7 protein-coding genes are annotated in these 14,161 nt (G+C 37.1%); 3 read left to right on the top strand and 4 right to left on the bottom strand.

What is annotated here, in order from left to right:
- Position 1 precedes the first annotated feature (1 nt).
- On the top strand, positions 2–1,657 hold the full coding sequence (locus ACZ2G0_RS06015; protein ID WP_470309454.1) for a dihydrolipoamide acetyltransferase family protein: 1,656 nt from the start codon (positions 2–4) through the stop codon (positions 1,655–1,657).
- Positions 1,658–1,917: 260 nt separating this feature from the next.
- Positions 1,918–2,298 carry a RidA family protein gene (locus tag ACZ2G0_RS06010; protein WP_470309453.1) on the top strand — a complete coding sequence of 127 codons (381 nt, stop codon included), beginning with the start codon at positions 1,918–1,920 and terminating at the stop codon, positions 2,296–2,298.
- Between the two features lie 2,294 nt (positions 2,299–4,592).
- On the opposite strand, the gene ACZ2G0_RS06005 is transcribed toward ACZ2G0_RS06010, so the two are convergent.
- Positions 4,593–5,825: a glycosyltransferase gene (locus ACZ2G0_RS06005; protein WP_470309452.1), complete on the bottom strand. Its 1,233-nt coding sequence runs from the start codon at positions 5,823–5,825 to the stop codon at positions 4,593–4,595.
- 311 nt (positions 5,826–6,136) lie between these two features.
- Between ACZ2G0_RS06005 and ACZ2G0_RS06000 the strand changes: the two genes are divergently transcribed.
- A complete protein-coding gene (locus tag ACZ2G0_RS06000) occupies positions 6,137–6,718 on the top strand; it encodes a MiaE family protein (RefSeq protein ID WP_470309451.1) in 582 nt (193 codons plus the stop codon).
- A gap of 79 nt (positions 6,719–6,797) precedes the next feature.
- On the opposite strand, the gene ACZ2G0_RS05995 is transcribed toward ACZ2G0_RS06000, so the two are convergent.
- The 3 genes from ACZ2G0_RS05995 to ACZ2G0_RS05985 all read right to left on the bottom strand — a co-directional run bounded on the left by ACZ2G0_RS05995 (position 6,798) and on the right by ACZ2G0_RS05985 (position 14,028).
- On the bottom strand, positions 6,798–8,666 hold the full coding sequence (locus ACZ2G0_RS05995; RefSeq protein WP_470309450.1) for an OmpA family protein: 1,869 nt from the start codon (positions 8,664–8,666) through the stop codon (positions 6,798–6,800).
- A gap of 18 nt (positions 8,667–8,684) precedes the next feature.
- Positions 8,685–9,602, bottom strand: a complete 918-nt coding sequence (locus ACZ2G0_RS05990) for a PorP/SprF family type IX secretion system membrane protein (RefSeq protein ID WP_470309449.1) — start codon at positions 9,600–9,602, stop codon at positions 8,685–8,687.
- A 64-nt stretch (positions 9,603–9,666) separates the two neighbouring features.
- Complete coding sequence (locus tag ACZ2G0_RS05985) at positions 9,667–14,028, bottom strand: Ig-like domain-containing protein (protein WP_470309448.1); 4,362 nt, start codon at positions 14,026–14,028, stop codon at positions 9,667–9,669.
- Between the last annotated feature and the right edge of the window lie 133 nt (positions 14,029–14,161).

Below are 14,161 nucleotides of genomic sequence, written 5' to 3'. Positions count from 1 at the left end.
TATGGCAATCAAAGTAACAATGCCTCGATTGAGCGACACTATGACGGAAGGAACAGTAGCAACTTGGCTTAAAAACGTAGGAGATAAAGTAAGCGAAGGAGATATCCTAGCAGAAATAGAAACAGACAAGGCGACAATGGAATTTGAATCCTTTAATGAAGGGATCTTATTACATATCGGAATACCTGCTGGAGAAACTGCACCAGTAGACTCTTTACTAGCAATTATTGGTAAAGAAGGAGAAGATATTTCAGCATTATTGGCTGGAGGAGATGCTCCTGCAACTGAAAAAACAGAAGAGCCAGCAACTAGCGAAGCACCAAAAGAAGAAACTTCAACTAAATCAGCTTCTTTACCAAAAGGAGTTGTTGTAGTAACTATGCCGCGTTTAAGTGATACGATGACTGAAGGTACCGTAGCAACTTGGTTAAAGAATGTTGGAGACAAAGTAAATGAAGGAGACATCTTAGCTGAAATCGAAACGGATAAAGCAACAATGGAGTTCGAATCATTCAACGAAGGAACTTTATTGCACATCGGAATCGAAGCGGGTAGCACAGCTCCAATTGATAGCTTATTAGCAATCATTGGACCTGCAGGAACTGATATCTCAGGAATTGCATCCAACTTTAAAGCGGGTGCAAAAACAGAAGAAACTGAAAGCACTACAGAGTCTGCAAAAGCAGACAACGAAACAACTACAGCTCCAACTGTACAAGAAGAAAGTACTGACGGAAAAAGAATATTAGCATCTCCACTAGCTAAAAAAATTGCTAGTGACAAAGGAATACAATTAAACCAAGTTAAAGGTTCGGGAGAAAACGGACGTATCATCAAAAGCGATATCGAAAACTTCACACCAGCAACTAATACGACGCAACAGCCGGCTGCTGCACCAATTGCAGCTCCAACCCCTACTGAAACAGCTAGCGCAGCTGCTGCTCCTGCACCAAAAGTGTTCGTGCCTGCTGGAGAAGTATTTACTGAAGAGATCAAGAATTCGCAAATGCGTAAAATCATTGCGAAAAGATTGGCTGAATCATTGTTTACAGCACCTCATTACAACTTAACTATCGAAGTTACGATGGATGATGCTATGCAAGCAAGAACAGCTATCAATAGCCTACCAGATACAAAAGTTTCATTCAACGATATGGTTATCAAAGCATGTGCAATGGCTTTGAAAAAACATCCAAAAATCAACTCTCAGTGGAAAGAAGATGCAATCACCATTAATCACCATGTGAATATTGGAGTTGCAGTAGCTGTAGAAGATGGATTAGTTGTTCCTGTATTAAAATTCACCGATGCAATGAGCTTGTCTCAAATTGGTGGAAGCGTGAGAGATTTAGCTGGAAGAGCGAAAAACAAAAAACTACTACCTACTGAAATGGAAGGAAGTACGTTTACCGTTTCTAACTTAGGAATGTTTGGAATCGTAGAATTTAATTCTATCATCAACCAACCTAACTCAGCAATACTATCTGTAGGAGCAATTGTAGAGAAACCAGTCGTTAAAAACGGCCAAATTGTTGTAGGTAACACCATGATGCTTTCATTAGCTTGCGACCACCGTACCATCGATGGAGCCACGGGAGCACAGTTTTTACAAACACTAAAACAATACATTGAAAGCCCAGTAACTATGCTTGCGTAACTACTGCTATTTTATAAAAACCAAACCCGTCTTGAGTAATCTTGACGGGTTTTTTATTTTGGCATGACCCCACTTCCACTACCGTTCCAGCGAGGTCGGGCTTTACGCTAAATCTTTTATTTCGTTCTCACTTCATAAAAGGATACCGCTGCAATCCCTCATGCAAAAGAAACATACTACAGATTATATTTTTAACTTCGTCACTGACAATGTTACTTTTATTATCTTTAAAAAGAACATTATATAAAACCGCTATCTCTATGAAGAAATCTTTTATCGAGCCAAATGAAGGCTTCTCACAAGCAGTCATTACCGAGACCACATCTACTAAAACAATTCACATATCCGGCCAAATTGGAGACGGCAACAACCTCGAAAGCCAAACGTTTAGTACATTCCGAAACCTAGAACAACAGCTATTAAATTGCAATGCAACCTTTAAGGATGTGGTAAAAATGACAACATACATCGTCAACTTTAATCCTGAGCAAGACTTACCTATTTTTAGAAAAGTGAGAAAAGAGTTTTTAGGAGAAAGCAATTATCCTGCTAGTACATTAGTTGGTGTTTCCATACTAGGAAAAAGAGAATGGTTAATCGAAATAGAAGCAATCGCAATAATTGAAAAAACTAACCTCTAAGATTTCTAACTAAAAAGCGAAAAATGGAGTATTAATTATGCTTCTGCGCTACTTTAAAATGATAAAGCAATACTATAAACATCAACGACATGATCACTACTTAGTTGTTACTCTAACGAAGAAAGAATTCAAACAACGCGCTGACATAATAGAGATTCTTTATCAGTAAATACCATAAAATAATCATATAAAAACTCACAACATGCTACCTACTATTTGTCATTCTGACGAAGGAAGAATCTAAACAACACGCTCACATAATGGAGATTCTTCGTTCCTCAGAATGACAAAATAGCTAAATAACAAAAATTGTAGTTCCGACTTTAGAGAACACCAAACTATAAGAGCGCATAATGTAGTTTCTTCGTTCATCGGTAAACCAAAGTTGTGCTGGAATAAAATCATTGTAATCCATCCCCCAATATTTGTCATTCTGACGAAGGAAGAATCTAAACAACGCGCTCACATAATGGAGATTCTTCGTTCCTCAGAAAACCAAAGTATCCTCAAACAAACTAAATATCGATCATCCCCTACTATTTGTCATTCTGACGAAGAAAGAATCCAAACAAAGTGCTCACATAACGGAGATTCTTCGTTCCTCAGAATGACAAAATAAACGAATCATAATTCTAGACAATTTCAACCATATACACCCAATATTGTCATTCTGACGAAGGAAGAATCCAAACAACGCGCTCACAAAACGGAGATTCTTCGTTCCTCAGAAAAACAAAATAGCTTAATACCAAAAATTGTAGTTCCGACCTAAGAGAGCACTTAATAATAGGCTCACATAATGGAGATTCCTCGTTCCTCAGAAAACCAAAGTTATGCTGCAATAAAATCATTGTAATCCATCCCCCAATATTTGTCATTCTGACGAAGGAAGAATCTAAACAACGCGCTCACATAATGGAGATTCTTAGTTCCTCAGAATGACAAAATAGCTAAATACCAAAAATTGTAGTTCCGACTTTAGAGAACACTTAATAATAAATGCTCATAACGGAGATTCTTCGTTCATCGGTAAACCAAAGTTGTTCTGGAATAAAATCATTGTAATTCATTCCCCAAAATTGTCATTCTGACGAAGGAAGAATCTAAACAACGCGCTCACATAATGGAGATTCTTCGTTCCTCAGAATGACAAAATAAACGAATCATGATTCTAGACAATTTCTATCAAATACACCCAATATTGTCATTCTGACGAAGGAAGAATCCAAACAACGCGCTCACAAAACGGAGATTCTTCGTTCCTCAGAAAAACAAAATAGCTTAATACCAAAAATTGTAGTTCCGACCTAAGAGAGCACTTAATAATAGGCTCACATAATGGAGATTCCTCGTTCCTCAGAATGACAAAATAGCTAAATACCAAAAATTGTAGTTCCGACTTTAGAGAACACTTAATAATAAATGCTCATAACGGAGATTCTTCGTTCATCGGTAAACCAAAGTTGTTCTGGAATAAAATCATTGTAATTCATCCCCAACTATTTGTCATTCTGACGAAGGAAGAATCTAAACAACGCGCTCACATAATGGAGATTCTTCGTTCCTCAGAATGACAAAATAGCTAAATACCAAAAATTGTAACTCGGACTTTAGATAGCACCAAACTATAAGAACACATAATGTAGTTTCTTCGTTCATCGGTAAACCAAAGTTGTGCTGGAATAAAATCATTGTAATTCATCCCCCACTATTTGTCATTCTGACGAAGGAAGAATCTAAACAACGCGCTCACATGATGGAGATTCTTCGTCCCTCAGAATGACAAAATAGCTAAATACCAAAAATTGTAACTCGGAGTTTAGATAGCACCAAACTATAAGAGCGCATAATGTACTTTCTTCGTTCATCGGTAAACCAAAATTGTGCTGGAATAAAATCATTGTAATTCATCCCCCACTATTTGTCATTCTGACGAAGGAAGAATCTAAACAACGCGCTCACATAATGGAGATTCTTCGTTCCTCAGAATGACAAAATAGCTAAATACCAAAAATTGTAACTCGGACTTTAGATAGCACCAAACTATAAGAACACATAATGTAGTTTCTTCGTTCCTCAGAATGACAAAATAAACGACTCATGATTCAAGACAATTTCTACCATATACACCCAATATTGTCATTCTGACGAAGGAAGAATCCACACAACGCGCTCACATAATGGAGATTCTTCGTTCCTCAGAATGACAAATAAACAGGAACAAACTATTCATCATAAGAAACTTCAAATTAAAAAATAATAGAACAAAGCACATCAGCAATACTACTCTCTTGCTACTTATTCTTTTCCTCAATCCATTTAGACATGTACTTCGTGCTTCTTAACGTATGATGCTGCAAAAGCTCTCCCATAAAATTATTCAAACGATGTTGTGGTAGTTCCTTCAATAGTTTTTGAATCTGGGATTCAAAATTGACCTCGAACACGCTTTTTAAGTAGCGCTTCCTAACTATTTCTAAGCCTTTAATTTGAGCAGATTCCCATAGTTTTTCATTACCATACAATTCAACTGCTTTTTCAACAAAAATGAGAGGATCATCAGCGACTGCTCCATTCCAAGGCAACGCTCCATGCATGGATTCAGCACCTATGGAAGTAGTAACACTAGGCGTACCACATTGCATTGCTTCCAACAATTTACCTTTTATTCCGGCTCCAAATCGCAAAGGCGCGAGAACAATACGTGCCTTCATTACAACCTCTTTGGCATCAGCGGCACGACCGTGAATTAAAAATCCATTTTTTACATCGTGTAACTGCAACACCTTTTGCGAAGGATAAGCTCCATAAATATTTAAAATCGCATCCGGCAGCTGCTTTAGTATCAACGGCCAAATCACTTCTTTGAGATACTGAACTGCATTCCAATTGGGCTCATGAAGAAAATTACCAATAAAAACAAAACCAACCCTATCATTAAATTTCGGTAAACTATCGAGATTAAGAAAATCATGATCGTCCTGTAGTAATGGAAGATAAAATAATAATGAAGGATCAATCTTAAAGGTAGTTTGTAACAGCTCCATTTCGTATTCCGAAATCATTAAGGTTAAGTCGCAACGCAGAATACTTGCTATTTCCCGCTTGGCTACTTCCTCAATTAGTAGATCATTAATTGTAAAATGGCGGTTTTGCTTAACTGCTTTTTGTCGTGCTAAACGCAAACAATGTAAGTCTTCAGTATCTAAAAGACGGACTGCTGTAGGGCAACTGTCCGCAACACGCCAACCAAATTGCTCTTCGATCATAAACCGATCGAATAAAACTATGGAAGGATTCAATTCTTTCACAAACGAATCAAAGCTGTCAGAGTTCAGTACAATTGATTCTTTATGGACATCAAATGCACTCAAATCAATCATAAATTCGCTGTCCTGCGCTGGACTTGCAAAAGTAATGGTATACCCTTGTTTTTGAAACAATGCAATTAATTGCATCATTCGCCCACCCGCTGCAGAGGAATTAGGCTCAGGCCAAACAAAACCAATAATTAAAAGTGATTGCACGGTATAGCGATATAAATTAGTAGTGCAAAGTAAATGTATTTCCAATGAAATACGCTTGCCTTAAATTATATATTAAACAGCTAATTCAAATTATCATTTTTAAAAAAATATTCTAGTGGGGATTTTGCGTGAGGGACAGCAGTGAAAATCCTTTTTTGGGGCTTTTTTTAGCCCCAAAAAAGATTGTAGCGTATTGCCCGACCCGCGCTTTTTAGCGGGTCACGCCCTAAAGAACAAAATAGGATTGCGTTATGAAACTTTACTTATTTAGAAAGAAAACCTTAATTTTGTAAAAACTAAAAAGTTAGGAGATGCTTGGATTAAAATTAGTAACAGACCCACGATGGGTAAATATAGTGGAATCAAATATTGAAGAGATACTGACTGATCACGCATGGTGCGAGCAAAAAGCAGCTTCGAATGCCATAAGTTTGATCACCCAAAACTCTGAAAAAGAAGAATTAATAACCGAATTAATGATTATTGCTAGGGAAGAATTAGAGCATTTACAAATGGTTCACGACCTAATTAAAAGCAAAGGATTGAGTTTGGGTCGCGAACGTAAGGATCATTATGTTAATGAATTATTTAAATTCATGAAAAAAGATGGTAGCCGCAACGATGCATTATGTGAACGATTACTGTTTTCAGCTATGATTGAAGCAAGAAGTTGTGAACGTTTCAAGGTTTTGTCTGAAAATATTAAAGATGCAGAACTCGCTAAATTTTACCGTGATTTAATGATTAGTGAGGCGGGACATTACACCACATTTTTGGGTTTCGCCCGCAAATACGCCGACAATGTTGACGTGGACAAACGATGGAAAGAATGGATTGAATTTGAAACATCGATTATTACCAACTATGGTAAAAACGAAACCATTCACGGCTAATTTAAAGCAGTTAGACTTATTCTAATAAAAAAAAAGGATACCGTTTTTGAACCGTATCCTTTTTTTATTTGTTATGCTTTTATTTTACAATCATGAACTCGGAACGCCTGTTTAGAGCGTGTTCTTCTTCGGTACAATTCTCACCGCAATTCACTTTCGGCTCCGTTTCACCAAAACCTTTACCAGTTACTCTTTCGGCGGAGATTCCTTTTGAAATAATGTAAGCGATAGTGGAGTCAACTCGATGATCAGACAATCTCATATTGTAATCATCTTGTCCTCTAAAATCAGTATGCGATTTAACGAATATCTTAAGGTCATTATTTTGCCCCATGATGTATACCAACTTATCCAGCTCTTCAGCTCCTTGTGTGGTTATATTACTCTTATTGTTTTCAAAATAAATTGGATTTAAAACAATTTCCGTCTCCGTAACTACCACGTCAATTGGATCTACTGCTGCGTCAAGTGCGATTATTCCGGCTTGTAATTCGTCAAGGCTGAATTCCTTAGTAATATATCCATCCTTATAAACAGCCACTATATATTTTTTAGTACATTCTCCTTTGTACAAGTATTTACCTTCGGAATCAGAAAACTGAGTTTCTAACACATTTTTATTGGTGTCCATCACAACAATTTTGGCTCCAGCAATTAAGTCTAATGTTTTGGCATTTTTAACAATAGTCAACACTTGCACTTTACAAATTGCTGTCGTAGAATAAATGGCATCCTTTCCTAACCTATTACTAGAAACATAACCTGCTTTATTTTCGCTATCAATTGAAAACGAAAAATCATCCTTGTTCGAATTTATAGGAGATCCTAAATTAATAGCTTTAGATGGCCCATCAAGTTTAATAGCGTAAACATCTAAACCACCTAAGCCCAATAGCCTATTTGAGGAAAAATACAATGTATTATCATCTGCTATAAAAGGGAAATTCTCATCAGCTTCTGTATTCACTTCTGGACCTATATTTTCAGGAGTTCCATAACTACCATCAGCATTAACAGTCACTTTCCAAATATCGGTTCCACCTATGGAACCCGGCATATTGGAAGCAAAGTACAAGATTTTCCCTGTGGAATCAATAGAAGGATTACCTGTAGAATAGCTTTTGTCATTAAATGGCAGTGGAGTTATAGCGGTCCAAACGTTATTGTCCTTAACTGCTTTATATAAAGAAACTTGCCCAAACTTCAACTTCTTAACTTTGTCTTTCTCAAAAAGTTTATCTTTGAAACTTTCGCTTGAGAAATAAATGGTTTTTCCATCCTTAGTCATTGTTAAAGGCCCTTCATGATACACTGAATTCAATTCGGAAATACCCGTTGGAACTCCATACGTATTGTCTTGCTTGTTAAATTCTGATTGATATAAGTCTAAAAAAGGTTCTTCATTCCAACCATAAATTCTAGTTCCTTCTTTTTTTGCTGCTGCAAAATAAAGTGTGTTACCGTACAACACAGCTCCAAAATTAGAATTCTCAGCATTAAGATTGATTTTATTGACTTCAAAAAGTGGTTCCTTATTCTTGAGTATATTCAAGTAATCAGGATTACTTTTATAAGCCAAAGCTCTCGTATCGTTTGGAAATTGGTTAGCAAATGACTTCATTTGGGTGTTCGCTTCGTCATACTTCCCGTTGTATTTTAAAACTTGAATGTAGTTATAAAGCGTTTCTGCATCTTTAGATGATTTCACCGTCAAAGCATACCATTTTTCTGCTTCGGCAGTTTTTTCAATCTTAAAATAAGATTCAGCTAGCTGCTTATAAACATACTCACTTTTATTTCCTTTGTCAACCAAAGCCATATAGGCTTTTGCTGCACTTCCATATTCATACCTATCAAACAGTTGGTCGGCTTCTTTGGTCTCCTTCGTTTGTGCTGTACTAACAACACTAAAAAGAACAAAAAGTAGTATTTGGCTATATATCTTCATTACGATTATAATTAAATTTTAGAAAAATCTAGGAGAACGTGAAACTTTTTTAGGCGTAAACAAATCATACAATAGTATAAATTCATGTGAGGACGGAGCGCTAACTCTTAAATCAGAAATAGTGCGGTCATAGGCATACCCTATGCGTAACTCAGGAGTGACTAAAAAATTAACCATACCTCCAAAACTATCTTGTAATCTATAGGTTGCTCCTATTTCTATTTGCTCTTTGTATAGAAAATTAGCAGACAAATCTAGCGAAGGTCTTATATTCAATGCCGACTTAAGCATAAAAGAAGGTTTGAATTTAACATCATAATCAAGATCAAAAACATAACCTCCCGTCAAAAAGTAATGACTCACATCAGACCCATACTCTCTTCCGTTATAATCCAAATGAGCTGATTTTAACATATTAGGAACAGATAAAGCAACATAATATTTATCTGTGTAATAAAATGCTCCGGTACCAATATTTAGATTAACATCACTGATATCTTGCCCAAAGATTCCCTCGTTTGGATCTGGTAAACTTGACTGAATTGATCTCAATCCTACTTTATGGAATGTAGCTCCCGCTTTTATACCCAATGCTAAAGTTCGGTTTTCTCCCAATTGTAAAGAATACGAAAAATCACCGTATACATTTTGCTCAGAAATCGGTCCAATTTTATCCGATAAAAAAGACAATCCTATCCCAACGTTATTACCCACTGCTCCATGACCTGAAAAAGAGAAAGAACTTGGTGCTCCCTCAATATTAGCCCATTGTTTTCGATACAGCATTCCCAAAGAGATATTTTCTTTAGAACCTGCGTAAGCGGGATTTACAATATTCATGTTATACATGTATTGCGTATATTGTGGATCCTGTTGTGCCTTCATATCTGCAAATGCTAGGAGCACTAATAGAGTAGTCAAAAATATTTTATTCATATTTACTTAATTTTGGATTTATTGGCAGTTCAAAAACCATGAACCAATAAATTATATTGTTTTACTATTTTTCTCTGATTAAATAAATCCAACCTGTCTTAGTTTGACCATTGTTGAATTGAATCACATAGTAATATGTTGCACTAGGTAACTCCTCGCCTTTATTAGTTTGGCCTTTCCACTGATTCTTATAATTAGGCATGGAATATACTTTAAGTCCATATCTATTAAAGATTTCTAAATTGCGGACATCCATTAATGAAAGGTCTAAAAATTCATTTGAACCATTTCCGTCCGGCGAGATTCCTTTTTGAATATTACAGTAAATCCCATTAATAAGTACCGATTTTGTAGTCTCACAACCAGTTCCAACAGACTTAATAGTCAAAGTATAAGTAAGAGGAAAAATAGCTTGACTAGTTTTAGATGCAATTACGCTAGACACATTCAATTCACTAGCATTAGTCCCTACTTGCTGTCCATTTTCATCTTTCCAAATATATTCAACTGTGGCTGCATCATATGAATTTGCAACTGATTTTGCCGTAAGAATGTAATCATCCGAAACACATTCTCCAGCGACATCAAACTGAATAGTAGCTGGAACAGCATTAATTCGTTGTGCAGCAACTGCATTCACTGGGCATGCTGTATTATTTAAAAAGCGAACGCTAATCGTGTAGTTACCAGGAGCCACATTTTGGAAAACATTACTTTGCTGAAATCCATTTCCAATACTATATTCAGTATTAGCTTGTGGAGTAACAGTTATCCTACCCGAAGGAACAGAACAAGTTGGTTGCACTGCAGAAAGTACTGTGGGTACAGCTGGAATAGCTGAAATAGTTAGAACAACTCTAGTTCGGGCCGCGCTTGTACAATTCCCCACTGAAGATTCCGCATAATAAGTAGCACTTCCTACACCTACTTGAGTTGGATTCGCTACAATTGATCCGCCTGTTAAAGCTGTATACCAAGTTATGGTATTTCCAGAAGCTGTTGCCGTCAATGTTTGATTGCTATTCCCATTAGAACAAACAGTTTGATCTGCTGCTGTAGGATTTGGTACAACACCTACTATAGTTAAAGTTACGGCAGTTCTTGAAAAACTGGTACAGAGTCCATTGGACGCTTCAGCATAATAAGTTACAGTCCCAACACCAACTTGATTTGGATTAGAAACAAACGTACCGCCTGTAGCAGCAGTATACCAAGTAACAGAAGAGCCAAATGCTGTTGCTGTTAGTGTTTGTGTCGTACTGCCATTAGTACAAACCGTTTGATTCCCTCCACTGATTGGATTTGCTGGTCTAGCATTTATCGTTAAAACCACTGCTGTTCTTGAATTACTAAAACAACCTGTGGCATCATTAACTGCTTCCGCATAATAAGTAATCGTTCCAATTGAATTTAAAGTAGGATTAGCTACAACAGTTCCTCCGGTAGCGGCAGTATACCACTTAATAGATGACCCCACAACCGTTGTTGCTGTAGCAGTAAGTGTTTGAAGCGGGGATGCTTCGCATTCCGTTTTGTTCCCACCACTAACTGGCGCTAATGGAATTGGGTTTATCGTTAAAACAACTGCAGTACGAGAAGGACTAGGACAACTTGAAGCTGTATTAACCGTTTCAGCATAATAGGTTTTTGTTCCAATAACATTCAATGTTGGATTTGTAATCAGGTTTCCTCCTATTCCTGCATCATACCAAACTACCGTAGCACCCGAAGCGACCGTAGCTGTAGCCGTCAATGTTTGTAAAGGACTTTGCGCACATTCTGTTTTATTTCCACCACTTACAGGAGCTAAAGGTCTCGCGTTAATAGTTAAGACCACTGCTGTTCTTGAATTACTAAAACAACCTGTAGCATCATTAACTGCTTCCGCATAATAAGTAATGGTTCCTATTGAATTTAAAGTAGGAGTAGCTACGACAGTTCCGCCTGTAGCGGCAGTATACCACTTAATAGACAAACCCACAGCCGTTGTTGCTGTAGCAGTAAGTGTTTGAAGCGGCGACGCCTCGCATTCCGTTTTGTTGCCGCCACTAACTGGTCCTAATGGAATTGGGTTTATCGTTAAAACAACTGCAGTACGAGAAGGACTAGGACAACTTGAAGCTGTATTAACCGTTTCAGCATAATAGGTTTTTGTTCCAATAACATTCAATGTTGGATTTGTAATCAGGTTTCCTCCTGTTGCTGCATCATACCAAACTACCGAAGCACCCGAAGCGACCGTAGCTGTAGCCGTCAATGTTTGTAAAGGACTTTGCGCACATTCAGTTTTATTACCACCACTTACAGGAGCCAAAGGTTTCGCGTTAATAGTTAAGACCACTGCTGTTCTAGAATTACTAAAACAACCTGTGGCATCATTAACTGCTTCTGCATAATAAGTAATCGTTTCAATTGAATTTAAAGTAGGATTAGCTACAACAGTTCCTCCTGTAGCGGCAGTATACCACTTAACAGAAAACCCCACAGCGGTTGTTGCTGTAGCAGTAAGTGTTTGAAGCGGCGACGCCTCGCATTCCGTTTTATTTCCACCACTAACTGGTGCTAATGGAATTGGATTTATCGTTAAAACAACTGCAGTACGTGAAGGACTAGGACAACTTGAAGCCGTATTAACCGCCTCAGCATAATAGGTTCTTGTTCCGATAGCATTCAATGTTGGATTTGAAACCACGCTTCCTCCTGTTGCTGCATCATACCATTTTAATGTCGATCCCGCTACAACAGTTGCTGTGGCAGTTAACGTTTGTATAGGGTTTTGTGCACATTCCGTTTGGTTACTCCCTACTGGAGGCACAGGAGGTACATCAAAACGCACCGTAATATCGGCCGTTGAAGGATCGCAATTACCATTTGATATTGTCCAAGTAAAAACATAAGTACCCACTACATCAACTGTTGCAGTGCTACTACTACTATTGATGTTACTGAAAGTTACTGTACCTGGACCCGATTTTACTGACCATTTTCCGGTTCCAACAGTTGGTGTATTACCACCTAAGGAAGTACTAGTCAGCGAACAATTTATTTGATTACTACCTACAGTTGCAGTAGTAGGCTTCTCAACAATAGTTACAGAAAGTGTAGCTTCCTTGTAACAAGGTATAAAGGCATCAGCAGAAACTACAACCGCCTTCGCATCACTTAAATTAAAATTTATTGGTCCAGGCCCGAAATCTAAAGTAGATGCTCTTTCCGGACTAAGAAACGAATTTGTTATACTAAAAGCAGCTTCAGAATCATCTTTCATGGTAAATCCAAAAGATTTAATATCACCAGTAACATAACCAATTTGAGATTTCAAAACCGAAACTTCAAAACCCAACGACAAATCATTTATATCTGTATTACCGTTATTAACACCAAAGTTAGCAGACGGATTTCCATTAGAAGCAGTTCCTAAGCTAACTTTTGTCGAAGTACCAGTCTTAAGCTCTATAATATCAGCGAAATAGGTCAATCCACCATCTTTAGTAGATATTGCCAAGCAATAATCAGGTAAAAAATAGGAATCAAAAGTGCTTGGATTGTTATTGAAATAATTAAACCCATTAACCGAGGGATTAACGGTCACTTCGTCACCATAGTTTCCAATATTGAAACCACCAGGTTTCGTATCCAAAAACAACAATGTACTTCTATTTGCATTTAATTTACCAGTTATCCCAAAAATCAAATTATCTTCTGTACCACTAATCTTTATACTGGTCAGGTATCCATCAACTGCATTTGGCGATAGTGCAGCGCTCAAAGTATTATCTTCAAACGCACCCGTACCCCAAGCAGCTTCGGAAACTGTCCCATCAAAGTTAACAGCATACCTCGTTCTAACTTTAACAACTTGTCCCGAATTCAAAGTTGTGGTCGTATACACCTTACTACTTGACATAGGTTGAACCACAACATTATCGACTAAAAACTCAAACAAATCTCCACCACCCGTTGCAGTAAAAGTCAAAGGAACACCTTTACAAATTGGACTATTAGTAGGAGATACAGCTAAGGAAACATTTGGGGGAGCATTAAAAACTGAAGCCACAACAGGAACCCTTACACTTAAGTCACTTCCAGAACGACTTTGTACATAAAAAGTAGTTGTTTTACTGATAAACGGACTGTAAATAGACCCAGTACGTAAAACAGTAGTAGACTCCTGGCTGTCAAACCATTCTATAATATCTCCGCTATTTCCTGACGCAGTAACAAAAACCCTAACCGTAGCATCTGCTACTTCCTTACATGAACTTCCTGCAGTAGCCAAGGGTGCAGGAATAAGTGCCTTTGTTTTTGCTACTGATGTTGAAGAAGTATTTCCAGAATTTTTATTATTGACCTTACTATTTTGAGCGAGAATAGCATTTCCCAGAAATGAAAAGAATAACAATAAATAGAGTAATTTATGTTTCATATATGAATTTTTTATTATCAAATTGAGATTTGTATATACAACCACTAAAAGTAGGTAATATATACGACAATGAATACAATTTTTTAATATAAAATTAACAAATCATGTAATGACAGTCACCAACTTCTAAATA

Source organism: Flavobacterium sp. KKT103, assembly GCF_055640565.1.
Note: the sequence above shows the minus strand (reverse complement) of the source record. Positions and strands in the feature narration are given on the sequence as shown.